General features: G+C 42.3%; 28 protein-coding genes, 1 tRNA gene and 1 pseudogene. 23 read left to right on the forward strand and 7 right to left on the reverse strand.

Features of this window, described 5'->3' with window-relative positions; translation table 11 throughout:
- Positions 1-8 precede the first annotated feature (8 nt).
- From HF974_15845 to HF974_15870, 6 genes are all read left to right on the forward strand, one after another.
- Positions 9-941 carry a 30S ribosomal protein S4 gene (locus HF974_15845; GenBank protein MBC2699769.1) on the forward strand — a complete coding sequence of 311 codons (933 nt, stop codon included), beginning with the start codon at positions 9-11 and terminating at the stop codon, positions 939-941.
- Positions 942-962: 21 nt separating this feature from the next.
- The gene (locus tag HF974_15850; GenBank protein MBC2699770.1) at positions 963-1,352 is read left to right on the forward strand and encodes a 30S ribosomal protein S11; all 390 of its coding nucleotides are present in this window, start codon (positions 963-965) and stop codon (positions 1,350-1,352) included.
- A gap of 12 nt (positions 1,353-1,364) precedes the next feature.
- Positions 1,365-2,156: a DNA-directed RNA polymerase subunit D gene (locus tag HF974_15855; protein MBC2699771.1), complete on the forward strand. Its 792-nt coding sequence runs from the start codon at positions 1,365-1,367 to the stop codon at positions 2,154-2,156.
- A 216-nt stretch (positions 2,157-2,372) separates the two neighbouring features.
- A tRNA-Leu gene (locus HF974_15860) sits at positions 2,373-2,457 on the forward strand.
- 302 nt (positions 2,458-2,759) lie between these two features.
- The gene (locus tag HF974_15865; GenBank protein ID MBC2699772.1) at positions 2,760-3,062 is read left to right on the forward strand and encodes a hypothetical protein; all 303 of its coding nucleotides are present in this window, start codon (positions 2,760-2,762) and stop codon (positions 3,060-3,062) included.
- Between the two features lie 156 nt (positions 3,063-3,218).
- The gene (locus HF974_15870) at positions 3,219-3,575 is read left to right on the forward strand and encodes a hypothetical protein (protein MBC2699773.1); all 357 of its coding nucleotides are present in this window, start codon (positions 3,219-3,221) and stop codon (positions 3,573-3,575) included.
- Positions 3,576-3,767: 192 nt separating this feature from the next.
- On the opposite strand, the gene HF974_15875 is transcribed toward HF974_15870, so the two are convergent.
- Positions 3,768-5,045 (reverse strand): ATP-binding protein, encoded by a 1,278-nt coding sequence (locus tag HF974_15875; protein ID MBC2699774.1) that lies wholly within the window; start codon positions 5,043-5,045, stop codon positions 3,768-3,770.
- A 282-nt stretch (positions 5,046-5,327) separates the two neighbouring features.
- Positions 5,328-5,507 carry a hypothetical protein gene (locus tag HF974_15880; protein ID MBC2699775.1) on the reverse strand — a complete coding sequence of 60 codons (180 nt, stop codon included), beginning with the start codon at positions 5,505-5,507 and terminating at the stop codon, positions 5,328-5,330.
- 235 nt (positions 5,508-5,742) lie between these two features.
- On the opposite strand from HF974_15880, the gene HF974_15885 reads away from it, so the two are divergent.
- Together HF974_15885 and HF974_15890 are read left to right on the forward strand one after the other, a co-directional pair.
- A complete protein-coding gene (locus HF974_15885) occupies positions 5,743-5,931 on the forward strand; it encodes a hypothetical protein (protein MBC2699776.1) in 189 nt (62 codons plus the stop codon).
- Positions 5,931-6,113, forward strand: coding sequence for a hypothetical protein (locus tag HF974_15890; protein MBC2699777.1), 183 nt, complete (start codon positions 5,931-5,933; stop codon positions 6,111-6,113). The genes HF974_15885 and HF974_15890 overlap by 1 nt, the downstream gene beginning before the upstream one ends.
- A gap of 348 nt (positions 6,114-6,461) precedes the next feature.
- Here HF974_15890 and HF974_15895 read toward each other — a convergent pair whose 3' ends face one another.
- Positions 6,462-7,085, reverse strand: a complete 624-nt coding sequence (locus HF974_15895; GenBank protein ID MBC2699778.1) for a hypothetical protein — start codon at positions 7,083-7,085, stop codon at positions 6,462-6,464.
- Positions 7,086-7,336: 251 nt separating this feature from the next.
- Between HF974_15895 and HF974_15900 the strand changes: the two genes are divergently transcribed.
- Together HF974_15900 and HF974_15905 are read left to right on the forward strand one after the other, a co-directional pair.
- Positions 7,337-7,579, forward strand: a complete 243-nt coding sequence (locus HF974_15900) for a hypothetical protein (GenBank protein MBC2699779.1) — start codon at positions 7,337-7,339, stop codon at positions 7,577-7,579.
- A complete protein-coding gene (locus HF974_15905; GenBank protein MBC2699780.1) occupies positions 7,539-7,682 on the forward strand; it encodes an addiction module toxin, HicA family in 144 nt (47 codons plus the stop codon). Before HF974_15900 ends, HF974_15905 begins: the two co-directional genes overlap by 41 nt.
- Before the next feature lie 164 nt (positions 7,683-7,846).
- Here HF974_15905 and HF974_15910 read toward each other — a convergent pair whose 3' ends face one another.
- The gene (locus HF974_15910; GenBank protein ID MBC2699781.1) at positions 7,847-8,761 is read right to left on the reverse strand and encodes a 2-phospho-L-lactate transferase; all 915 of its coding nucleotides are present in this window, start codon (positions 8,759-8,761) and stop codon (positions 7,847-7,849) included.
- A 105-nt stretch (positions 8,762-8,866) separates the two neighbouring features.
- Between HF974_15910 and HF974_15915 the strand changes: the two genes are divergently transcribed.
- The 9 genes from HF974_15915 to HF974_15955 all read left to right on the forward strand — a co-directional run bounded on the left by HF974_15915 (position 8,867) and on the right by HF974_15955 (position 18,046).
- Positions 8,867-9,865 carry a potassium channel protein gene (locus HF974_15915; GenBank protein MBC2699782.1) on the forward strand — a complete coding sequence of 333 codons (999 nt, stop codon included), beginning with the start codon at positions 8,867-8,869 and terminating at the stop codon, positions 9,863-9,865.
- 17 nt (positions 9,866-9,882) lie between these two features.
- Positions 9,883-10,572, forward strand: a complete 690-nt coding sequence (locus HF974_15920) for a potassium channel protein (protein ID MBC2699783.1) — start codon at positions 9,883-9,885, stop codon at positions 10,570-10,572.
- A gap of 49 nt (positions 10,573-10,621) precedes the next feature.
- On the forward strand, positions 10,622-11,617 hold the full coding sequence (gene cofG / locus HF974_15925; GenBank protein MBC2699784.1) for a 7,8-didemethyl-8-hydroxy-5-deazariboflavin synthase subunit CofG: 996 nt from the start codon (positions 10,622-10,624) through the stop codon (positions 11,615-11,617).
- A gap of 147 nt (positions 11,618-11,764) precedes the next feature.
- Positions 11,765-13,501, forward strand: coding sequence for a flippase-like domain-containing protein (locus HF974_15930; GenBank protein ID MBC2699785.1), 1,737 nt, complete (start codon positions 11,765-11,767; stop codon positions 13,499-13,501).
- A gap of 17 nt (positions 13,502-13,518) precedes the next feature.
- Positions 13,519-15,837, forward strand: a complete 2,319-nt coding sequence (locus tag HF974_15935; GenBank protein ID MBC2699786.1) for a hypothetical protein — start codon at positions 13,519-13,521, stop codon at positions 15,835-15,837.
- Positions 15,824-16,801: a flippase-like domain-containing protein gene (locus HF974_15940; GenBank protein MBC2699787.1), complete on the forward strand. Its 978-nt coding sequence runs from the start codon at positions 15,824-15,826 to the stop codon at positions 16,799-16,801. Before HF974_15935 ends, HF974_15940 begins: the two co-directional genes overlap by 14 nt.
- Before the next feature lie 211 nt (positions 16,802-17,012).
- Complete coding sequence (locus HF974_15945; protein MBC2699788.1) at positions 17,013-17,261, forward strand: hypothetical protein; 249 nt, start codon at positions 17,013-17,015, stop codon at positions 17,259-17,261.
- 63 nt (positions 17,262-17,324) lie between these two features.
- Positions 17,325-17,747 (forward strand): HEPN domain-containing protein, encoded by a 423-nt coding sequence (locus tag HF974_15950; protein ID MBC2699789.1) that lies wholly within the window; start codon positions 17,325-17,327, stop codon positions 17,745-17,747.
- Positions 17,723-18,046, forward strand: coding sequence for a nucleotidyltransferase domain-containing protein (locus HF974_15955; protein ID MBC2699790.1), 324 nt, complete (start codon positions 17,723-17,725; stop codon positions 18,044-18,046). Before HF974_15950 ends, HF974_15955 begins: the two co-directional genes overlap by 25 nt.
- Before the next feature lie 264 nt (positions 18,047-18,310).
- Here HF974_15955 and HF974_15960 read toward each other — a convergent pair.
- From HF974_15960 to HF974_15970, 3 genes and pseudogenes are all read right to left on the reverse strand, one after another.
- A pseudogene (locus tag HF974_15960) lies at positions 18,311-18,550 on the reverse strand (HEPN domain-containing protein).
- Between the two features lie 6 nt (positions 18,551-18,556).
- A complete protein-coding gene (locus HF974_15965) occupies positions 18,557-18,703 on the reverse strand; it encodes a HEPN domain-containing protein (GenBank protein MBC2699791.1) in 147 nt (48 codons plus the stop codon).
- Positions 18,693-19,010: a nucleotidyltransferase domain-containing protein gene (locus HF974_15970; GenBank protein MBC2699792.1), complete on the reverse strand. Its 318-nt coding sequence runs from the start codon at positions 19,008-19,010 to the stop codon at positions 18,693-18,695. The genes HF974_15965 and HF974_15970 overlap by 11 nt, the downstream gene beginning before the upstream one ends.
- Positions 19,011-19,940: 930 nt before the next feature.
- Here HF974_15970 and HF974_15975 point away from each other — a divergent pair.
- The 4 genes from HF974_15975 to HF974_15990 form a co-directional block, all read left to right on the forward strand.
- Entirely contained in the window at positions 19,941-20,615 is a 675-nt protein-coding gene (locus HF974_15975) for a hypothetical protein (protein ID MBC2699793.1), read from the forward strand.
- Positions 20,616-20,741: 126 nt separating this feature from the next.
- Entirely contained in the window at positions 20,742-21,731 is a 990-nt protein-coding gene (locus HF974_15980; protein MBC2699794.1) for a hypothetical protein, read from the forward strand.
- 191 nt (positions 21,732-21,922) lie between these two features.
- Positions 21,923-23,440, forward strand: a complete 1,518-nt coding sequence (locus HF974_15985; GenBank protein ID MBC2699795.1) for an IS21 family transposase — start codon at positions 21,923-21,925, stop codon at positions 23,438-23,440.
- The coding region (locus HF974_15990) for an ATP-binding protein (protein ID MBC2699796.1) at positions 23,407-23,911 on the forward strand (505 nt) is incomplete at its 3' end. The genes HF974_15985 and HF974_15990, both read left to right, overlap by 34 nt.

Raw genomic sequence — 23,911 nt, forward strand, 5'->3', positions numbered from 1 at the left:
GAGATCTTATGGGATACCCAGGTAAGAATACAAAATCATATGATACACCCAGACACCCCTGGCAGGCTGTCAGGTTGGCTGAAGAGGTTGGGCATGTAAAGACTTACGGACTCAGGAACAAACGTGAAGTCTGGAAAGCACAGAGTATGCTCAGGAATTATCGACGGTCTGCTATGGAAATGCTGGCAGAGATCACTGAAGGCGAGTTGATCGGGCATGTTAAACGGAAATCAGACGATATCCTGGCCAAACTCAAGCGGTATGGTATACTGTCCCCTGAAGGCGGGCTTGATGATATCCTGGCACTGGATACCAGGAATTTCCTGGACCGAAGGCTCCAGACACAGGTTTACAGGCAGGGATTTGCTAATACACTGAGACAGGCACGCCAGTTTATCACACACGGTCATATAGCGATAGAGGCTAAGAAAATCACAGTGCCTGGCTATATGGTGACAAAGGAAGAGGAACTGAAGATCGAATATTACCTGAACTCTCCGCTCAAGAGCGAGTCACACGTTCAGCGGCCGGCCCAGATCGTCCAGAAAGAGATTGCTCAGATAGAGGAAGTACAGGAAGACAGAAGACGTGGTCGCGGTCGCCGCGGTGGCGGCGGTGGCGGTCGCGGTCGTAGTGGCCCAGGTGGCGCAAATCGCGGTGCAAGTGGTACTGCCGGCAAAGGCAGTGGAAATCGTAGTACTGGTGGTACTGCCAGCAAAGGTAGTGGAAATCGTAGTACTGGTGGTACTGCCAGCAAAGGTAGTGGAAATCGTAGTACTGGTGGTACTGCCAGCAAAGGTAGTGGAAATCGTAGTACTGGTGGTACTGCCAGCAAAGGTAGTGGAAATCGTAGTACTGGTGGTACTGCCAGTAAAGGTAGTGGAAATCGTAGTACTGGTGATTCTGCTGGCAAAGATACAAAAACATCAGGTGAAAAATAATATTTACAGGAGTAAGATATCATGGTAGAAGGAAAATGGGGTATTGCCCATATACAGGCATCATTCAATAATACCATAATTACAATAACCGACCTGACAGGAGCAGAGACCATTGCTAAGATCAGCGGAGGAATGGTCGTTAAGGCGGCCCGCGACGAGAGTTCTCCATATACTGCAATGCAGATGGCTAACCAGCTATCTGATAAGCTCAAGGATAGGGGTATAATGGGTATTCATGTCAAGGTCCGTGCACCTGGTGGTAATAAACAGAGGAGTCCGGGTCCCGGTGCCCAGGCAGCCATACGGGCATTTGCCAGGGCTGGTATCAGGATCGGCAGGATCGAGGATGTTACACCCATACCACATGACGGCACACAATCCAAAGGCGGACGCCGTGGACGTAGAGTTTAAGTGAGGCACATAATGGATATAGATATCATTGAATTATCTGACACGAAAGCCAGGTTCGTACTTGATGATATTGAACCTGCTATTGCTAATGGACTGCGAAGGATCATACTGGCTGAAGTTCCCACAATGGCGATAGATTACGTTAACATCTATGATAATACATCTGTCCTGTTCGACGAGCAGATTGCACTGAGAATGGGACTGATACCGCTTATAACTGATCTGGAATCATATGTGCTTCCTGAGGATTGTGACTGTGACGGCGAAGGGTGTACCAGATGCCAGCTTTCACTGAACTTGAGTGCTGAAGGTCCGAAAATAATATATTCGGGTGATCTGTTATCAAGTGACCCAAAGGTTACTGTGGCTGATGAGAAAATACCTATCATAGACTTAAGAGAACGTCAAACGCTTGTACTGGAAGCCGTTGCAAAGCTCGGAATTGGACGTAAGCATGCGAAATGGCAGGCGGGTGTTGGATGTGGCTATAAGAACATGCCAGTTATTACCATTAAGGAAGATTGTGATTCATGCGGAAGGTGTGTGGATGAATGCCCGAGGAATATCCTGATTATAAATAATGATAAGCTGGAGGTCACTGATCCCCTGAAATGCAATTTGTGCAAACTTTGCATGGGGATTTGTGATATTAATGCCATTGATGTTATGGAAAAGCCAAATTCATATATCTTTAATGTGGAATCTGATGGTTCATATCCGGTAAAAGAACTGGTGATCCAGGGTGCTGACACCATTATCCAGAAGGCAGGACAACTGAAAGAAATACTCTCTGAAATAGAGTAATTCCTCAATGATAATATAAACATAGTGCAGGTGTTGCCGAAGCCGAACCTTACAAGGTTCGATCGAAGTGTGCGTTTCGCTATGCTCAAACGCACAATAATAAAAAAAAATAAAACATTGTGCGGTTGTTGCCACAGTCGAACCTTACAAGGTTCGATCGAAGCGTACGTTTCACTATGCTCAAGCGCACAATAATAAAAAAAAATAAAACATTGTGCGGGGGTTGCCCAGCCAGGTCAAAGGCGCAAGGTTGAGGGCCTTGTCTCGTAGGAGTACGCGTGTTCGAATCACGTCCCCCGCACATTTTTCATTATATCTTCAATTGAGTCTATGTCAACACCGGCTGTGCGGTCGGCATGGGGCCTGCCCGGCAAAGATGCGGCACAGGGTGGTGAATATTGCGCTCTTGCCACAACTTGTATTTTATATTTTTACTGTTCGTGGCGGTACCAACCAAATATACACAGAAGATGCACCCTGATCTGTGTGGATCTGTGTTCGTAATTTCCTATCCACACTAATTTTTGATCCCAATCCTGTCTCAAGACGTGTAGGTAAGGTTTATGCCCGATTAACTGAAAGATTCATTTCAGGGTTGAGTTTATGGTACCGGATATTGACGATGACGAACTGGAAGACATGATGATGCGAGGCCCTACGGCTCGTGAGGCAAAAGTGGGCGACCATGACATGATGTTCAAAGCGCTGGGAAATCCGGTGCGTAGGAGGATTATCGTGTCTATCGGTGCCTTCGGGAAGGCGCTGCCTGATGTGGTGAAGGAAGTGGGGGTCAACAGGTCGCAGGTAGACTACTTGGATTTTCTTAAGAATGGGGAGTATGCGACTGTAGAAGGAGATATGATCCGGCTGACCGATAAAGGGCTAGTGCTGCGGTCAAATATTTGAAGTGGGGCGGGGTGTGATGGTCTGAACTGGTTTGTTCAGACTTTGTTACATCTGGTCCTGGGCCAGTAACTCAACAATATGACAGATGAAAGTGGAGACTTTTTATTAGTATTTACTATTAAAAGTTGACCCGATATATTTGATGTTAAAGAGATTATGTCCATTAATGATTGCACTAAAATAAAACCCATGCAGGGGTTTCAGATTTGTCCGTTCTGCGGTGGGAAAATCGAATACGCTGGTATCAGCAGCGGCCATATATTTCCCGCAGTACATACGGGCCAGATGTACGTTTGCAGGGAATGTGGATACCAGGGAAGTTTCATAATCGAAGTTGATGACCCCGATGATGTCAGGGAGATAAGGGAAGCTTTGCATGGATACAGTGAAGATATAGAAAAGTCAATGTTCAGTTTTCCTGAGAAGTGGAGATGGTTCTGGAAAGTAATCTTGTTTCTATGGGTTGCAGGGTTGATAATTAATATTATCGGGCTTTTAATCATGATTTTTTGATTTATTCTGGATAAATGGTTTTTCAAACCATTCCAGAAGATAATTAAAAGTCGAGCATCGTCCAGATGCATTCAGACCTCTGGTCCGGGATCCGTGACTGAACATCGGCTAATCCATACTCGAAATAATTGCGGTAACGATGATAAAAGTATTATGTTTCATGAACCCGATACTTTTTGACAGCTCCAAAAACTACAAAAATGCAGTATCCAGAAGAAATTTCCAGGCAGGGATTACAGATATGTTATCCACTGTACCTTCCTCTTCCAGTGTCACAATCATTGATCTCCCGACCTTATCACCAAATTTCTCTTGATACTTCTTTACCTGTTTAACAGATTTCCTGCTTTTTTTCACTTCAATTATATCCTGTTTGTCATTATCAGGGATTATGAAATCAATCTCAAAACTGTTCCTATAGAAAAATCTTGCATCTGTATGCGATGCTACAATGTTTTCAAGCATATATGGCAGGATCGAATCTATATCCTGATTGAATGCAAATGCAAGGTTTGGTGTATATAGATAAACTTTTTTCATTTTTCTCATACTTGCAATAGGACTGCCCCTGTAATTGAAAACAAACTTTATTAGAAGCCCGAACTCAAGATACTCAAAATAATTGGCAATAGTTCTCTGGTCTTTTCCAAGGTCCTTGGCAATCTCCCTATAATTGACGATCATACCAGGTTTTTTACAGATTATATATACAAGAGTCTTAAGCAGCTCAACATCTTTTATCGCAAATTCATCTGGCAGGTCCTTATATATGACCCTTTCAATTACATTGTTCAATATATATTTTCTTGCGAAATCCTCATCATTTTCATCATAAAGTTCAGGAAACATTCCGTATTTAAGATATCTATAAAAAAGGGGGATCAATTCCCTTTTCCACAGGTCAGGGTTTTCCCTTATTTTTTTTGTATCCCTGCCTTTCATCTCGATAAATTCCTCAAATGAGAGTAGCTTCATCTGAAAATCCATTAGTCTCCCTGTAAGGCTTTCTGTTGATTTTCTTCTTAGACTTACTGATGCAGAACCCGAGACAACGAATTTTATGTTTGGATAAACATCATAGTAAACCTTTAACTTGTTCTCCCAATCGTCCACTTTTTGTATTTCGTCAAGGAAAATGTATATCTTCCCTTCTGCCTCATCAAAATTGTTACCTAAAACAGTTTGTTGGTAGCTTTCAAGGATCTCTTTGAAATCAAATACAATCTCATCGAAAGAAAAATAGAATATGTGTTTCTTATCGGCACAGGTGAGTAGTTCCTGTATAAGCTGGAACATGATTGTTGTTTTTCCTGTTCTCCTTAACCCCCATATGAGGATTACCTGTCTTTTATCGGTATATTTTTCAATATGAGAATAGATGTGCCGTTTGTATGGTTTAAGCCAGGAATCCTTTACATTTCCTGTTTTCCACCACGGATTAAACTGTTCCAAAGCGCCTATTGATGTCATAATTACCATATAGGTACTATGACTATTTAAATCTAATTACGTTATTATGTTATCATTTCATTATTTTAATTACATTTTAATGTTATTATTTTCCATCAATCAACTTACGGTTAAAAATTGGTACGAACTTTTTAAGACAAAATTTACGAACATCATCGAGATGCCCTGTATTTGAGCGTTAGTGAAACCCAGGGTTATTGACCTATCTCATCACCACTCCCGCCAGCGCCTTAGTCTTCCCAGGCGAGGTCATCATATTATCTGCATCATGATGATTTCGTATTATCCGGCCAGCCTGCTGACTGTACCCTCGATTTCTTTCATTGTATCGCCACTTGAGTCATAGTAATCACAGGCTGTGCGGTCGCCATGGGGCCTGCCCGATACTATCACCTGGGACTGGCGGTTGCCTTTAGGTTTTAGTAGGGTGGAGGCATGTCGGTGGTTGGGGAGATGCCACATGTCTTTGCCTGGATTGCCTGGGCGATATGGTTGGGCTAACAGATAAGGGGCTGGCGCTGCTGGCGAATATTTGAAGGGGGCGGGGTGTGGTGGTCAGAACTGGTTTGTTCAGGCTTCGTTACATCTTATCTGGAGTATGTGACTTGAGTGGATGATAGCTTTTATGGGGTGGATTACTAATGAATAAAAAGGAGACTATATTAATTATAAAAACAAATTATTTATGACGGTTTATATGGAAACCATGACAGTCAAATTGAAAATCGAAACAATAGACAAATTAAGATTGATCGGCAAAAGTGGAGAGAGTTACGATGATATTATTCAGCATTTAATAGATAAAGTAGAGTATAAGGCATTTATGCAAGAACAATATAAAATCCTGGATGAAGAAAAAGAATGGATATCTTTAGATGAGTTATAATGTCAAAAACAATTCGATTATCAAAAATTGCAATAAATCAACTCGATTTGTTGCCAAAAGATATGAGAAATAGAGTTAAAAAAGCACTATATGCTTTAAGTGATACTGAAAAGAGTAGAATACTTGATACTAAGAAATTAAAAGGTGTTAATGGTAGAGAAAATGTATCCCCTTCAAATTAAATGGTAATTGATTATAGTGCTCTGAATTTTGAGACACAGATTACACTGATTACACAGATTGATAGTGGTTGTGAAAATCAGTGTAATCTGTGAAATCAGTGTCTACATTAATCTTGCATTTGACCATACTTTTTGAAGTGGATACGAGAAAATCTTTTTCGATTGAGAATTGGCAATTATCGTGTTGTCTATTTTGAAGATGTCAGGAGCTTTAAAATAATTCAGATTATCCATCGTGGAAAGGGATATAAATGGCTATGAAATTTATATAGAACGGCTGTAATCTTAATCAATTTGCCCCGCAGCTCTGCTACGGTTGGGTGTGCCGTCGCAACGTTTGACTACTTCCTACGCATCCTTGTAGTCTCTTACTTTCAATTTCCACATTAACGGATTGCCATCTCTAAACAGCAGCAATGGAGTACTTCTTGCAACAATTCCTTCCATTATTTTAGGTTCATTTGCAATTAAGCTGTTTGGTTTTGATTGTACATATTCCACAGCTTCATTAATCTCCATTGTTCCAACTAAAGGCACATAAGAAATACCAATTTTATCTGAAATGTCTTCTATAGAGTCTCTTAAAACCCACCATCCGCCAATATAAGCATCGAATAGAATAAATCCTACGTCTTTGCGATATAAGCCACCGCCTTTTTGGATTTTTGGACCATATCCTTCTCCAAACAGAACAACATCTGTATCACCAAACATTTCGTGCATTATTGGCAATGTAAATGTTCTTTGCAGATATTCATACAAATGTGCAGGAATCTGAGCGTTATCAGTACGTCCACCAAATGAAACAATACCATTTTTATAGATAACTCTTATATTTGTGCCATCTATTTTTTCAGTTATATTCCATTTCTTAATCGCAGCAAATTCAATTTTTGAATAATCTCCTTCGATTATCCTGAACTTGTTGTTTTCATCTCTTTTCCATATTGTATTTATTTTTGGATATTTCATTATATATTACCTCATGCGTGGTTTTGATACCCATTATTATGGGGGAAGTATGTTGTGGTTGAGGGATATATGGTCTGGCTGACCGATAAAGGGCTGGGGATGCTGTCTAATATTTAAAGGAGGCGAAGTGTGGTGGTCAGAACTGGTTTGTTCAGGCTTCGTTACATCAAGTCCCGGACCAGTAACTCAACAATATGACAGATGAAAATGTGGTGTAAACTTTATATCTTCCCCAGTACAAAGATATACACATGAAAACCATAATCCAGATTCATAAAGAAGGAAAATATTTCGTAGCCGCAGACTTGGTAACAAATGTAGCGGACCAGGGACTAACTGAAGAGGAAGCTCTTGTAAACTTAAAAAAAGGACTTGAAGAACATTATCAAATCCTCATGGAACTCACCCCTAAGGATCAAAAGCTGTCATTCTTAGATATTGAGGTAGAAAAATATGCCCAAACTACCAGCCCTCCCGGCGAAGGATATTATTAAAGTTCTTACCAAGTCCGGTTTTCTGGTCCACCGTCAAACAGGAAGTCACATTCATTTATGGAATGAAGACCAACGACTACTTGTTACAGTTACAAATCATTAAGAATTGGCTAAAGGAACGTTGATATCAATTATGAAACAGGCAAAGATGGAAAGAGATGTCTTTCTATCAAAATTGAGATGATATTCATATGTGCGGGCAAGATTGAAAATCTAAAAGCTGGGAAGTTGAATATAAGCTATTTCTCTAATTCCGAAGCCGGTTGACTACACCATCTGCCCCATAACCACTCCCGCCAGTCTCTTACTCTTCCCCGCCGAGGTCATCATAGTATCCACACTCACCACAGCCACACCCATATCCTCCACATCCCGCAGCCCCAACCCGTCCCGCTCATCCACCACAAACACATCCAGCAGTTCCTCATAGCACTGAGCTACGCCTCGGGACGACACCTCACACCCGCAGGCGCTCATCAACTTGCCAGCAGGCCCGCTCACTGGCTCGCACCCAATGATAGGACTGACCCCCACCACATGTTTGCTTCCTATCAGTTCCCGCATGCCATTCACTGCAAGTATTGGCCCTATACTTGTAATAGGATTGCTGGGGCCAATAATGATATTATCCTCCCGCTCCACGGCCTGGTAAATAGCATCTGTAATAGTAGTATTCTCTGCTCCCTGGTACTCCACACCCAGCACCCCGGGTTTGCCCCGCTGCCCCACCCAGAAATCCTGGAAGTGCATAGTACCGCTGTCGGTGGTTATCATAGATGATACCGGTTCATCACACATTGGCAGGATATTTGCCCCTGCCCCCAGCATACGTGCGGTCCGGTTCACAGCCTCTGTCAGGGAAGCACCCTGCCTGATAAACTCCGAGCGCAGGATATGGGTGCCCCTGTCCCAGTCCCCCAGCCTCAATACCTCATCATGTCCGGCCGAGGCAAGAGCTTCATGGGTGTGGTACGTATCCTGTGTGATGCCCCACCATTTATCCGTATCCAGCAGACCGGCAAAAAGGTAGGTAACAGTATCGATATCAGGGCACACCAGGTTGCCTGAGACCCACAGGTCCTCTGCTGTGTTAACCACAACAGTAATATCTTCATCAGGTACAAGCTGCCGAAGACCGCCCAGGAGTTTTGGTGTTCCGGTTCCACCGGATAATACGAGCATCATTGCTCATAGTACAGGGCAGAATATTAAACTTATTGAAATGTTCACTGCAAAACAATAAATAATATTTATCTTCCTACATACCAATTCATGTGATGAATCTGTATGATCATAAAAAAATCGGGTTGGAGCATATACAACTATATTCTCCTCTTTTTGATGATGGTTTTGCTGTACAGCTATATTGCAATGTTCATCAAATTAAATTATGAGGGGGAATCGCTCAGCTTAATTGAGTGTGTATATTTTGTGACATGCACCATGACCACGGTTGGTTATGGGGATGTGGTCATGACTTCACCGGTTGGGATGATATTCAGTGTAGTTGTGTCACTATCCGGAGTCGTTCTGTTTTTTGCACTGCTCTTTCCATTTGTGGTAATGCCGTGGATTGATAAACAGATGAAGGGAGGACTGCCCACCAGGGCTCCAAAAAAACTTGAAAACCACATCATTATATGCGGCTACAACACAATGGTCGAATCACTCGTGAACGAACTGGAAGATCAGAACATGTCATTCATTGTGGTGGACGACGATGAGGGGCAGATACGGTCACTTTTAAATGACGGCACAGCATGTATTTTTGGGGACCCAGGTAAAGAGGAGGTACTGGCGGCAGCAGGGATATGCAGGGCCAGGTTGCTAATAGCTAACCAGAATGATGAAAAGAATGCTAGTATTATACTGACAGCAAAGGAATCCTGTAACATAGAACTCCTGGCAATCGTGAATGATAAAAGTAATTCGGATTATTTGAAATATGCCGGTGCCAATAGAGTGATATCGCCGAAATCATTGCTTGGCTCGTTCATTGGACGCAAGGCTGTAGCACCCTTGTCTGACAGGATAGCCAACAGTACAGCTTTCATGGATGACCTTGAGATTACAGAGTTTCCCATATACCCGGGCAGCAGTCTGCTGAATAAGAGTCTTAAACAATCCAGGATAAGGGATTTGACAGGTGCCAATATTGTAGGGATATGGAAAGGAGGCGAATTGTCCCTTAACCCCAGGTCATATGATATAATAAAGAGGAATTCCATATTGCTGGTAGTTGGCAACAAGGAACAGTTGAAGAAATTCAAACGACTTACACATTAAACACAAACGAGATACTAATGCATGAAACAGTGAATTTTATAGATAACCACACCATTGTGCTGGGATATGGTGATGTGGGACATAGAGTTGTAAAACGCCTGACTTCGGCAGGGGTGCTTTTTGTTGTAGTGGATTCTGATGAAGAAGTGTTCAGGGATGTGGACTTCACCCACCTTACAGGGAATGCTGCATCCGAGTCTACCCTTAAAAAAGTGGCTGTTAAACGAGCTTCCACTGTTATTATGGCCCTTGAGTCTGATTCAGATATTATTTTTGCCATTCTGGTGACGCGCAAGCTGAATCCCAATAGTGTTATTCTGGCTAGGTCAAATGACATCCATTCCATTGACAAAATGTACAAAGCAGGTGCCGATTATGTTGCATCGCTTTCCATAATCGCCGGCCAGATGCTGGGGCGGATCGCGTTGTTGGCACATGACCATCCGTTAAGGGAAGAGACTATAATGATGTACGAGGGCATGGAAATAGAAAAATATACAGTCAGTTCTTCCTCGTCCCTGGTAGGTAAGACCCTGGCCGAAATTGACCTGCACAACACCATCGGTTGCGCTGTGATCGGGATTTACGCAGGAGATAAGGCCAGCTCAGAGATTGAACTTTCTACTATGATCGAGGAGGATATGACCCTGGCTGTACTTGGCAGTATGGAACAGATAAAGGAGTTCCGTGAGAAATTTGTCAGATAATCTATCAATATTTTTCAGGTGGTAACTTTTGGAAACACAACATTCGCGTGTGGTCACGTATTCTAAAAATGTATTTATCCCAGTTACCAACATGTGCAGGAACCATTGCGGCTACTGCGGGTTCAGGCGCAGCCCGGACGACCCGCAGGCATATATTATGCAGCCTGCCCGGATAGAGGAAATACTCAAAAGTGGTGTTCAGAGCGGCTGCACTGAAGCACTTTTTACTTTTGGCGAGCGGCCTGATGAAGATGCAGGATATTTGAGGCGGCTTAAGGCTATCGGGTATAACCGCACCATGGATTACCTGCTGGACCTGTGCCGCATGGCTATTAAAATGGGACTATTGCCCCACTGCAATCCTGGAGTGCTTTCATACGCAGAACTTGCACTGCTCAAACCATTAAATGCCAGTATGGGGCTGATGCTTGAGACCACTGCTCATTTGCAAGCCCATGAGGACAGTCCGGGCAAGGTACCAGAGAAAAGGATAGAGAGTATTGCAAATGCCGGTAAATTGAAGATTCCTTTTACCACAGGGCTGCTGGTGGGTATCGGCGAAACAGAAGATGACCGTATCAAATCACTTGAATTGATTGCCCGCCTGCACCGGAAATACGGACACATCCAGGAGGTCATTATCCAGAACTTCACGCCCAAACCGGGTACTGCAATGGAACATCACCCGCCCCCAAAAACTTATGAAATGATAAGGACTGTTGATCTGGCAAGGGAGATACTTCCTGATGATGTGGCTGTACAGGTGCCGCCCAACCTCATCTCACCCGGGATGCTTATTAAGCACGGAGCGACTGACCTGGGCGGCATATCACCTGTGACCATCGATCACATCAATCCTGAACATGAATGGCCGGCGGTGGAGCAGCTTGAGCAAAAAGTGGGCATGGATGTTGTTCTCAGGGAACGTCTCCCTATCTATCCACATTACATCAAACAAGGTTGGTTCAGTGAAGATATACGGTTCCTGATACAGCACCTGTCCAGTGATGATGGGTATAGGAAACCCGGAAAATGGCGGTCCTGAACATACGTGACTACACAGTCCTGCACATCCGGATAAAAGATTATAATATCCATAACCTAATCAGTGATACCTATACTACTCAACTAAATCTAACTAAATCTAACTAAATTCAATAAAACAGCAGGAGAATCAGCAATTACCCCGGAAATTTCACTTGTATTACCTGCCTATAACGAAGCAAAGCGCATCCATGATACTGTAGTCACCACTGCCGATACCCTGTCCGGTATCACCAGCTCCTTCGAGATCATTATTGCAGAGGACGGCAGTTCAGATGGCACAGACCGCATCGCATCCCAGCTGGCCTCGGAACTGGAATATGTGGTACACCTTCACAGTGATGAAAGACAGGGCAGGGGCAGGGCGTTGAACCGGGCATTTACGGCAGCTAGTGGCAGGATATTATGTTATATTGACGTGGATCTGGCAACCGACATGGGTCACCTTGAAGAACTTATCGAGGCCATAAGGTCCGAAGGATACGATTTTGCCACCGGCTCAAGGATGATGCCTTCCAGTGATGTTAAACGCTCCATGAAACGCGGTCTTGCATCAAAAGGGTTCAACTTTCTTACACGCAGCATGCTGGGTTCGAAACTGTACGACCACCAGTGCGGGTTTAAGGCATTCAAGCGTGAATCCCTGTTCGAACTCATGGACTCGGTAGAGGATGAGCACTGGTTCTGGGACACTGAACTGCTGGTGCGGGCCCAGAGAAGTGGTTACAAAGTAAAAGAGTTCCCAGTGAAGTGGCGACACGGCGGGGCCACCAAGGTGGACCTGGTAAAGGACGTGATCGGCATGGGCAGCCAGATCGTGAGGCTCTGGTGGCAGTTGAGCTCACTTAAATCCGGCAGATGGCAAAAGGGAATCCTTACCTTCATTCTTGCCATATTACTTTTGTTCCTTATATTTACCCTGGTGGGTATGGAGGATGTCTGGCAGGCGGCGGCATCGGCATCACCCCAAAGGTTTGGCCTGGCAGTATTCATCTACCTGTTCTCATGGCCTGTACGCGGGATCAGGTACCAGCATATCCTGAAACGGCTCGGTCATGACCATGGATTGAACTTTATTACAGGCAGCATATTCATGAGCCAGTCAGCCAATGTCATCCTGCCTGCCAGGATAGGTGATGTTTCCAGGGCATATATCCTGAAACGGGAGAAGGATGTACCCCTGACCACAGGGATGTCATCACTGGCAGTGGAAAGACTGTTCGATATTATCGCTATAACGGTCATAGGCGTACTGGCGGTCCTGGTGGTAATGGCTGAAAGGGCAGTGGACAACTGGGTAATGCCCTTGATGATTTCCTCGACTGCAGTTATAATTTTATTCTTTGCGGCTATATTTTTCATGGCATCAAAGGGAAGGAACGGTTTATCCCCGGTAGAGCGCATAATACTAAAAATTTCAAAGCCGGGTGATTATACAGACCGAGTTGCCGGCATTGCCCGCAAATTCGTTGATGAGATATATACAATATCATCCAGTCCCAGGGACTTTGTCATTGTGTTCTTTTCTTCATTAATGGTCTGGACAGTGGACATACTCACTTGCTATACTGTGCTTATCGCTTTTCCTTTCGTGCACAATGCAGCATCACCAATAACGCTGACTGCCGTTGTATTCATGGCAGTTGCAGTAGGCAACCTGGCCAAGATGGTCCCAATAACTCCCGGGGCTATCGGTACCTATGAGGGTGCCCTGACTGTGGTGTTCAAGATCGCAGGAATTGCCGGGTATGTGGGGGCTGCAGCCGCAGTGATCGATCATATTATCAAGAACTCGGTGACCCTTGTGTTTGGTGCGTTATACCTGGCGCACTTTAATATCAAGTGGCATGAACTGGTAGACATAAAAGGAAAGAACGAAAAATAATTGCCGGCGTGACTTTCATGGAATGGTTTGAAATAATAAAATGGTGGCTGGTACTTGAACTAATAGGGTTTGCTGCCCTGCCGCTGACTGCCTGGATATTTGGTAACCTGAAAGACAACGGGATAGCCCTTACCAAGATAATGGGTCTGCTGTTTGTGACATACTTCTCGTGGGTATTGACCCACATGGGTTATAATTATGGCACCGTGATCGTAGGATTATCAGTACTTATGGTACTTGCAATTTCACTGGTAATATTCTCATTCAAGGGATGTTCTTTTAACCTTAAAGCGCTGGTAAGGACTGAAGTACTGTTCACATTAGCGTTTTTGGTTTTTGTTACAATAAGAGCATACAGCCCCGATATCTACTGGACAGGCGGTGAGAAGTTAATGGATATGAGCTTCATTAACATGATCCTTCGCAGTACCAGCTTTCCGCCTGTGGATCCCTGGCTCTCTGGCGAGCCTATGCAGTACTATTATTTTGGATACCTTGTGGCAGCGAACCTTATCAAGCTCTCAAACGTGCTTCCTTCTATTGGTTTTAATCTTGCTGTGGCAACCATGTTCGCCCTGTCAGCCACAGCAGCGTATGGCATTGGCAAGGACCTGGTCAGTAACAACAGGGTGTTTGCGCTAATTATCATGGCATTTGTTGTGGTATTCGGCAATCCCGCCGGTTTTATCCAATTACTTGTGACCTTGTTCGTGCCCAAGTATCACGGTCTGTTCAATGTTCCAGCAGGTGATGTCCTGACACGGCTGGCTGCATACAACTACTGGCCTACCAGCAGGGTGATACCAAATACCATTAACGAGTTCCCTTATTTCAGTTTCATCCAGGCAGACCTGCACGCCCATATGATAGCTATAGCCTTCCAGTTGCTAATGATCGCCCTGCTGCTTAACCTGCTACGCGGGGGAAAGGAATACAATATCCCGCTGTTGGCTGTCATCACATTGCTGTTAGGGTTCATGTTCCCGCTAAACTCCTGGGATTATCCCACTTATGCCATTTTCTTTGTGATGGTTCTTGCAGCATGGAGGATCAGGGTTTCTGCAAAGGAAAGTAAAACCCATGGTTTTACGGGACGGATTTTCAGTGTGCATCCGGTGGAACTGGCAAAGCTGGCAGTAGTGGGGGCTGCAGTTATTATTTCCAGTATTTTGTTATATCTGCCATACCATCTCCTTGCCAGCAATGTATCCCATTCGCTTCAGCTTGTAACATACGGACAGACCGGAATAATATTCTACCTGGGTGTGTTTGGAATAATGCTCTTTTTCCTGTTGGTTTATTCCATCCTCAACTTCTATGATCACTATTACCCTGATATGAAAATGATACTGGCAGGCCTTGCAATTGCAATTGTGGCAGCATATCTGACCCATATCGAGATACTTATCATCATACTGCCGCTTATTGTCATGTCCATTTACCTGCTGGTAAAGGAAGAGGACCCTTCCATCCAGTTCCTCTACCTGTTGATCCTGCTGGGTGCCCTGCTGTCACTGTTCTGTGAGCTTTTCTATATCCAGGACTCCTTTGGTATCACTTCTCCCCAGTACATCAGGTTCAATACGGTATTCAAGGTATATGTCCAGCACTGGATTGTCTGGGCACTGGCAGCAGGAGCTGCATTCTATCACCTCTGGAACCGGGGAGTAAAGGAAGCTCTGGATGTTGCGAAAGAAGATGTAGGGGGTGCGAAGGAAGCTTTGGAGGACGTGAAGGGAGTTGTGGAGAGTATGAAAGAGATGAAGGACATGGCCAATGTAACTAAAAAGGGATTTGCGATCATATCGATCATCCTGGTACTGGCAGCTTTGTCATATCCGGTATTTGCAACCTATTCCCGTTCAGGTAATTTCAAAGGCCAGCCCACCCTTGACGGTGCAGCCTACCTAAAACAGCAATATCAAAATGAGTATAATGCCATAATGTGGCTGAACAACCTTAGCGGTACCCCAGTGGTGCTGCAAAGTCCCGGACAGGCATATAAACTTAACACTCATGTGACTGCTTTCACGGGCATGCCTACTGTACTGGGCTGGGCAGGTCATGAGAAGAACTGGCGTAACGGTGCTGATATTGTCAATGAGCGCTGGTATGAGGTCCCCAGGGTGTACACCTCAAGTGATGTTGACACTGTCAACGGGATACTTGATAAGTACAATGTGGAATATATCTATGTTGGTGGTGTGGAGGCGAAGCGCTATGGCGGTCATGATGCCAGGAAGGTCTTCATGAACAACGAGGATCGGTTCAGGCTGGTCTACTTTAATCCGAATGTTCATATTTACCAAGTGGTGAGACCTGTTGATCGAGGATGAAAAACCAGTCTCACCTGTTAGCAGGCTTACCGAGCCAAGGACCATCATTTCATTCGCTGTGGCGGCAGTGGTGCTTTATTTCCTGTTCTCAAGGATAGAGTTTGACAGGATACTGGAGGTCATCGGGGACGCCCGCCCTGGCTATATTGCAGCGGCTGCACTCATGTATTTCGGTTCGCTACCCATAAGAGGCGAGCGGTGGAGATTGCTGCTTAATAATATCAGTGTCAGGGCGGGACTGAAGGATGCCAGCGAGATATTCCTGCTGTCCTGGTTCGCCAATACCCTGGTCCCTGCCAAGATGGGGGATGTGTATCGCGGATACCTTGCAAAGAAAGCATGGAACGTGTCCATCTCAAAGAGTTTTGGGACCGTGTATGTGGAACGCATCTATGATGTACTGGTGCTGGTCATCCTGATGGGAGTGTCCAGCATCATGGTATTCGGGACTGATATTCCACAGGCGATCAGGGTATCGCTGGCCCTTGGATTTGCAATCCTGGTACTGTTGATATCGGTAGTGTTAGCCTTTTCTTCAGGAAAGACTACTATTGCCCGCAAACTGCCGTCAAAGATACAGCCAATGTTCACACAGTTTGCCGAAGGGTTGCATGAATCAGCAGGCAGGAGTTCTGTTGTGCTGATAATCCTGTATACCATACTTATCTGGAGTATGGAAGCCGCCAGATTGTACTTTGTGGTGGAATCGCTGTCCCCGCTGCATAATATCCACATCGGCCTGTCCCTGATTGTGTTTGTTGCGCTGTCGGCAGCCCTGGTATCTGCACTTCCCATCACACCCAGCGGCCTGGGTGCAGTGGAGTTCGCCATTGTGGGTGTGTTCGTGCTGGTTGGGGTGGATGCGGGCGTGGCGGCGGGGATTGCCATACTGGACCGGGCCATAAGTTACTGGGGATTGATGGCGGTAGGGGCTGTGGTGTATATGGTGAGCGGGAAGAAGTAGTCGCGAATCGCTGACCCTGGCAAAGAAGAACCAGCCACAGCCCTGAAAAATTCGGAGGGAACCTCCCCCACTCTGCCAGGTACTCACGTCAGTTGGTGCCACTTCATAGATACTGTGCCAACTATCCTGAATCTATTCCTACCATCATTTAAAAATTATATGGATACTGTTCAGTGATTATTATATACGAATCTCTCATATTACCTTTTATATGAATTCTGATGTGGAAATTGTTGATGTGGATGAAAAAGGTAACATAGCCCTGCCTTATAAGATATGTGAAAAAATAGGCATCCACCCACACGATAAATTAATTATTGGAGTAAAAGATGAGACATTGGTCATATCAAAACAAAAGAGAAGCGTATTTGACCTACAACATAAAGAAGTGGTTGCAGGTACCCTCAAGCAGGCATTGATCTTTGAGCAAAAAATGGATCAGGCAGGTAAGAAGGAATAGAAATTATTAAATATTGAAATGCTCGGATGAATGTATTTTAGATGTTCAATTGAGAACGACTACATGACAATTGATAAACGCAGAAAAAGGACTGATGCATGGCTTGATGAAGCAATATATGATTTTGATACTTGTAATGAACTTCATAAGCTCGGGAGATTTAATTGGGTATGTAACTGCTGCCAGCAGGTGGCAGAAAAATCCATTAAATCTTTATTCCTCTTAAATGGTATTGATTATCCATGGACACATAGTACTGTCGATTTGCTGGATGAATTAAATGAGACGTTGTCGATTGAAAATAAGGAATTTATTGCTTTGAGACATTGTGCAAGTGAGCTTGATCCGCATTATATTGAGACTCGCTATCCTGATGCAATTAGCGGCACTCAAGCACCGTATAAATACTACGATAACCAGCGAAGTGCACAGTGTCTGGAAAATGCTGGGAGGATACTTGAATGGGTGAGGAAACAGATTCAATAATCGGGCAGGTAATCGCATATTGCAAAAGGGTAAATCAAAATTTTAAATTAAAGAGGGTTATATTGTTTGGATCAATGAGCAGGGGTGATTTTTATCCTCATAGTGATATTGATCTTTTACTGATATCTGACGAGTTTCCAGATGACTGGTTTAACAGACAGGCCGAACTTTATTTTTTAAAAACTAAACGAATAGAGCCAATTGGATATACCACAGATGAAATTCAAAATATGTTAAAGGAGGGGAATAATTTCATCGAAAATGTTTTGCGTGAAGGGAGGGATATTGAATTATTCTAACCTTGATGGTATGAATTGAAACTACTACAAATCGTGGGGTCAAGGATTTAAATGAAATGGCAATCCCGGAAATGGATTTATTTATCGGACATAAATTAAGCTTGAACAATTTTTCACAATGATTTACAATTCATTTAATCGGTTTATAATTTTGTCTAAAAAATATGTTGTTGAGACAGTAGTCGCAAATTGTGACCTTGGTAAAGAAAAACCAGCCACAGCCCTGAAATACCCGGAGGGAGCCTCCTCCACTATGTCAGGTACTCACGTATCCAGTTTTCGCAGTAGAAAATACTTGAACGCTTTAGCCATTTTAACTGCTTCTTCCGCCTCCTCTATCAGGCACTCAATAAAATCACCTGGGTACCTGATCTCAACGGCATATCCGGATAGAAGTTCAGCATTATCTGAAAGTTCCTCAAAATCAGGGTCCATTTCAATACAGATATTATTGATTCTTGTGAGGTCATGGGTTTTCTCAACAGTAACATCTTTGGAGGTAAGATAACTTTATAAGTATTTTTCAGCACACTGCTGCGCATGAAAACATATCGCATCAGTGGGAGGATTCTCAGTTGATAAAACGATTTCTGCTGTCCTTAGATCATTTTCAGCCTTTTGTTTCCATTCATTCACCCATTTTGTCTTATCCGGCATAAATGATCTTCCCCTCCCTCGCTACTGTGGTAGCAAGCGTATTGGCAATGCCAACTTCTTCATTATATTCATCTTCATGATAAACAAAAACATCGAGAGAGAAATCCCTGTTCGGGAAAAGACGCCGGACTGCAAGACTCCGCTTGTTTTTTGGACCTGGCATATCTGCAATGATTAGCAGGTCAAGGTCACTTTCCGGTCTGGCTGTTCCTTTTGCATGGGAACCGAAGAGGTATATCTTTTTTGGACGAACCTTTTTTACGATTATATCAGAGATCTCTTTTATCTTAGCCTCATCAAGTGTCATAATATGTCTCTTTGTAGGAATTGTTGGTAAATATTTGAATCTTTGGTTAAATGATTTGCGTTTATAGGAGACCGTTACAATTCGTGTTGGTGAATTTAATTAAACCACAGATAAACACAGATGAACACAGATTTTCAGGTAGCGTATCCGCGTTTATCGGCGTTCGTCTGCGGTTAGTTTGATAATACCAACATGTAATGTGACGGTCTCGTTTATAGAATTTGCTTTACTACTGAAGTTTCTCTTTATCTGCCAGGAAATTTGATATGACCGATTCAGGGGAACTTTCTTACTTTTATTCATATTTCAGTGCAAATATTTTCGACATTATGCATTCTTTCCCAATCTTTTTAGTGCGTTTTGCCCTCGCGGGTAGGATTGTCGGCGGATTTGCACCCGTCCTGTGCGGCTTGCCGCACGCATAGGCTTTGGTGCTTCGCCACCAGTGGTAAACGCTGCTCACGCAGCGTAAACGTAAGGGATAAAATAGTAAGGGGCTACAACTCCTGCAAAAGGCGAAAGCCCAGGAAGTAGTAGCGTAGGCCAGAGACGATGCTGAAGCAGTCCGCTAACCGCAGAACTTGACGTAGTTGACACGGCTACCACCGCGAAAGATCCGGTCGGAGCCCCCTCGCCCAGGTACTCAGATCGGTTGGAGCTACTTCATAGCTACCATGCCAGCTATCTTGAATCCCAAGTTTGACACTTTGATTTATTGCTGATTTGTAATCTTCATTTTTTATGTCCATAATTCTTTTTTTCATGCTTTTTCCTGACAAATCAGAATACATTCTCGAAAAGAAAAAAGTGAAACGTGTCAAACTTGGGATAAATTAAAATAGAGTCGTTTATGTAATCATTATGAAAATCATTGTTTGATTATGGGAAATATTTGAATTTTTTTCTACTAAAATGAAGGAAGGGCATTTAATGAAAAATTATGAAATACTAAAACATTATAAAAAAAGTGATTTAAGAAGATTAGCCAAAGGGAAAACATCGGAAATAGTCGGCATAGATTCTGAAAAGATATTGATAGATCTTAGCAAAGTCCTGGGAAATTATGAAAGCATAAGAAATAATGTTGAATTTAGAAAACCTCCTAATCATACCATTCTTGAAGTATTATTTGATGCACCGGATCATCGCGTCAAAATTGAAGATTTAAAACTATTAGTCACCAAAAAAATTGCTGAATATCAGAAAAATTCTAACGAGATTAACCTTGAGGATCCAAATAAAAAATACCGTTTATACACAGCTGTATTAAATGCAGCTTGGGATTATGAAGGAGATTTATTGCCTGCTGAGGCAAACATATTGAGAGTACTTAGAAATGAATTGAGTATTTCAAAGAAAGAACACCAGTATATGATGGCACATCCACAAATTAAAAGGTTATTTTTTGATGACGAAATGTATAGATATGAATTAGAATATCTCTCAAGAGAAGGCATAATTTTAGTATATAAACTGGACAATGATGATTATTTTATTTTATCAGATGAGACTGTGGATAGTTTAAAAGAGCTATGGGGAATCGAACTTGAACATGATCAATTCATAAGATTAGTGGACAAATTTGATAACTTTGAACTTTCATAAATATTAAAGAATTTCAATCTACCCATTTCAGGAAATCACGAAAATAAAGTAAATCGAATTATTTTGGAAGAAATAAAACCAAGTGAAATATAATATTCTCTTCCTTCGTCTCAATTATCTTCCTATTTGAAAAGAATCGACATATCACAATCTGGAAAAAAAGAAGAAAAAATTTTAAAAATTATAGACCATTTCAAAAATAGTAGAGATATTGTAACAATACCACCTGTGAAAATTATTGACTTAGACATTGAAGATAAAAAATTATCTGAAGAAAAGAGAATTGATTTATTTTCTAACTTGACGACCCAACAGTTAAGCAATGTACTTGGAAAATTAAATCTATTAAAATCGGGGCAAAAAGATATTTTAATTTATCGTTTGGCAAACTGTCAATATAATGAAATAACTATTCTGAATGTCACCAAATTGGATGATATCAAATCCACATCACGAAAATTGGAGTTGCAGGTAAGTGGTACAAAAACCAATCTAATTAATGATCTGATTAGATATTATTCAGACCTAATAATCAAAGAAAGTAAATTGCCTACAAAAGAATTAGCCAATTATTACATTGAACTGAGTTGCCAAGATGCTAGGATTTATCCACAAGCTGATAATTCAGAAGTAATAAGTACAGCATCAATTGCCCTTGACTTTGAAAGAGTGACAAAGTATCTCTTCAAGAATGTTTTTAAGTTAGAAATAAAAACACAGAGATTTGGAAAAGAAGACCCTGACGGTATAATCAAAGACGATGAAGGAAATCTTTTCTTCTATGAATGCAAAACGGTGTTGAATCCCCCATATAAAATGCCAATCGCCCATCGATTGCAAATTAGAAATTATATTGAAAAGATTTCAAAAACAAAAGATAAAGAGAACTTTAAGGGGTATATTATAATCTCTCATAGTTTTTCAGATAATATCATGAATAAAATTGAAGCAGTAAATTCTCCACTAGATGCTCCTATCTGCGTTATCGAAGCAAGAGATTTGGCGGCATTTGCAAAGAAATGGGAGACTAATTTTCCCATAGATACATTTCCAATAAAGCAAATTGTGAAAAATGGGATTGTTACACTGAAAGATTTTGACCAGGCTTTGCATTAATTCTGCCCGCCCACTTCTCGCCTTCACTCCACCCATATGCCCCCCAGCTCCACTTGCCCTTGTGATGTGGGGGCTGGTGGTCGCTTTAGAGGTGCCTCATGGATGCATGGGTATCCGTGGTGAAAATTCCCACTTAAAATTGACCCACCCTATATACAAAAATCCCCCTGTTTTATTGCAGGAGGTTTTGGGTGATCTCAATGGAAGATTGGATAACAATAAGGAACTTAAAGAAGCGGAATCCCAAAATGGGAACAAGAACAATTGCAAAACAACTCAATTTATCGAGAAACGCCGTAAGGAACGCGCTGCGATCAGAAGATCCACCAGCGTATAAAAGAAAGCCGTATATAAATCCAGAACTACAACCATTTCAGGAATATATCACTGAGCAATACTTTGTTAAGAAACTGAAAAGAAGTCGAGTTCTTAATGATCTGCAATCAAAGGGCTGTAAAGTTTCAAGTTCGGCGTTTTATAGGTACATTCAACAGTATAAGACCGAATTTACACGGGCCTATATGCGATATGAAACAAAGCCAGGAGAACAAGGACAATTCGATTGGTCGCCATACACCGTAATGATTGAAGGCAAACAGGTCACGATCCAAGTATTCTGTTTAATTTTGGGGTGCAGTCGATATAGAACATACATGTATTCTCTATCCCAGACACAATCATCTGTGTTTGAAGCATTGGAAGAAGGTTTGAGCAGAATAGGAGGAGTTCCTGAAAGGATTCAGACTGATAATCATACAACACTATATGATGCAAAAAAAAAGGAGTGGAATCCAAGATATATTAGATTTGCCAACCATTATGGTTTCCAACCATCCCGTTCAGAGGTTCGCCACCCCTGGTCCAAAGGAAAGGTAGAAAATCCATTTTTATACCTTGAAAACCACTTTATTGCCGATAATGAGTTTGAATCCTTCGATGACTTCTCTTTGAAACTCCTAGACTTTGAAACACAGGTAAATCATCGTATCCACACAACAACAAAGAAAAAACCCATTGAATTGTTCAATCCCGAAGAAATGGCGGTGCTTTCTCCATTACCAAAAAACAGATTCATTGGTATTTTGGAAGAATTCCGCAAAGTTAGTTCTGATTGTTTAATTTCAGTTGGTGGAAACAGATACAGTGTACCTCATATCTTTGCAGGTAGAGATGTCTGGATACGAATTAGTCAGGGCAGATATATAGAAGTCTATTCCCAATCGAACAAACTAATAGCAAAACATACCCTGGAAAGAACTGAGAAAGGCAAGATCTTCATGAATCAGGAGCACTTTCAAGGATACAGGGGGACTAAAGGAACATGGAACTTCTTATCACAACAATTCTTAACAATTGTCCCAGGACAGGAAGATTTTTTAAAGAAACTCAAAGCACAGAAACGGATCAATCCATCACGGCATCTTACACTAATTGTTGAAGCAGCCAAACACTTCAACAAGGGGGATATCAAGAATGTGATCCAGTTATGTGATAAATACAACGTTTACCGGGGCGATCTGTTTGTTGATCTCTTACATCAAAATTCTGAACCTGTTTTCATTCCCAAACTGGATCAGGTAAATGATCTGTCGATCCTGAGTCCACCTGGTGTAATTCGTAGTTTAGATTCATATTGTACTGAAAACTTTGTAGAAAGATCAGGGGGGAGATATGAATGGATGATCTTGAGCACTATTTTGAAGAATTGAAACTAAAGCATATCCCTGAGATCTATAAAGAAGAAGCTAAAATAGCAGCGGAAAAAAAACTCGATTATACAGAGTATTTGTCCAATCTCATTGAAAAAGAATATCAAGGTATGATTGAACGCTCAGTTAACCAGAGAATACGTCGAGCTGGTTTTCCTTGTATAAAAACAATTGACGGATACGATTTTACATGCCAGCCAGAACTAAATGAGAAACTCATAAGGAACCTTAATACGTTGGAATATCTTGATAATGCGATCAACATAATATTTGTCGGGCCACCTGGTATTGGCAAATCGCACCTATCGATTGGCTTGGCGATAAAAGCTTGTGAGAAAAGAAAACGGGTCATGTTCTATACTGCCCAGGAACTTGTAGATGATCTGGCAAAAGCAAAATTAATGGGCTATCTTGGTCGGGAGTTATCCAAATTAGGAAGGATCGATCTTTTGGTATTGGATGAATTGGGAT

Source organism: ANME-2 cluster archaeon, from assembly GCA_014237145.1.
Lineage (GTDB): Archaea > Halobacteriota > Methanosarcinia > Methanosarcinales > Methanocomedenaceae > Methanocomedens_A.

Excerpts from the sequence above, each read along its gene's own strand:
- HF974_15950 (MBC2699789.1), top strand. The coding sequence starts at position 17,325 with ATGACAATTGATAAACGCAGAAAAAGGACTGATGCATGGCTTGATGAA.
- HF974_15900 (MBC2699779.1), top strand. The coding sequence starts at position 7,337 with ATGAAAACCATAATCCAGATTCATAAAGAAGGAAAATATTTCGTAGCC.
- HF974_15845 (MBC2699769.1), top strand. The coding sequence starts at position 9 with ATGGGATACCCAGGTAAGAATACAAAATCATATGATACACCCAGACAC.
- HF974_15850 (MBC2699770.1), top strand. The coding sequence starts at position 963 with ATGGTAGAAGGAAAATGGGGTATTGCCCATATACAGGCATCATTCAAT.
- HF974_15880 (MBC2699775.1), bottom strand. The coding sequence starts at position 5,507 with ATGTGGCATCTCCCCAACCACCGACATGCCTCCACCCTACTAAAACCT.
- HF974_15935 (MBC2699786.1), top strand. The coding sequence starts at position 13,519 with ATGGAATGGTTTGAAATAATAAAATGGTGGCTGGTACTTGAACTAATA.
- HF974_15910 (MBC2699781.1), bottom strand. The coding sequence starts at position 8,761 with ATGCTCGTATTATCCGGTGGAACCGGAACACCAAAACTCCTGGGCGGT.
- HF974_15945 (MBC2699788.1), top strand. The coding sequence starts at position 17,013 with ATGAATTCTGATGTGGAAATTGTTGATGTGGATGAAAAAGGTAACATA.
- HF974_15920 (MBC2699783.1), top strand. The coding sequence starts at position 9,883 with ATGCATGAAACAGTGAATTTTATAGATAACCACACCATTGTGCTGGGA.
- HF974_15870 (MBC2699773.1), top strand. The coding sequence starts at position 3,219 with ATGTCCATTAATGATTGCACTAAAATAAAACCCATGCAGGGGTTTCAG.
- HF974_15955 (MBC2699790.1), top strand. The coding sequence starts at position 17,723 with ATGGGTGAGGAAACAGATTCAATAATCGGGCAGGTAATCGCATATTGC.
- HF974_15895 (MBC2699778.1), bottom strand. The coding sequence starts at position 7,085 with ATGAAATATCCAAAAATAAATACAATATGGAAAAGAGATGAAAACAAC.
- HF974_15890 (MBC2699777.1), top strand. The coding sequence starts at position 5,931 with ATGTCAAAAACAATTCGATTATCAAAAATTGCAATAAATCAACTCGAT.
- HF974_15915 (MBC2699782.1), top strand. The coding sequence starts at position 8,867 with ATGATCATAAAAAAATCGGGTTGGAGCATATACAACTATATTCTCCTC.
- HF974_15855 (MBC2699771.1), top strand. The coding sequence starts at position 1,365 with ATGGATATAGATATCATTGAATTATCTGACACGAAAGCCAGGTTCGTA.
- HF974_15965 (MBC2699791.1), bottom strand. The coding sequence starts at position 18,703 with ATGCCGGATAAGACAAAATGGGTGAATGAATGGAAACAAAAGGCTGAA.
- HF974_15905 (MBC2699780.1), top strand. The coding sequence starts at position 7,539 with ATGCCCAAACTACCAGCCCTCCCGGCGAAGGATATTATTAAAGTTCTT.
- HF974_15975 (MBC2699793.1), top strand. The coding sequence starts at position 19,941 with ATGAAAAATTATGAAATACTAAAACATTATAAAAAAAGTGATTTAAGA.
- HF974_15885 (MBC2699776.1), top strand. The coding sequence starts at position 5,743 with ATGGAAACCATGACAGTCAAATTGAAAATCGAAACAATAGACAAATTA.
- HF974_15865 (MBC2699772.1), top strand. The coding sequence starts at position 2,760 with ATGGTACCGGATATTGACGATGACGAACTGGAAGACATGATGATGCGA.
- HF974_15875 (MBC2699774.1), bottom strand. The coding sequence starts at position 5,045 with ATGACATCAATAGGCGCTTTGGAACAGTTTAATCCGTGGTGGAAAACA.
- HF974_15970 (MBC2699792.1), bottom strand. The coding sequence starts at position 19,010 with ATGACACTTGATGAGGCTAAGATAAAAGAGATCTCTGATATAATCGTA.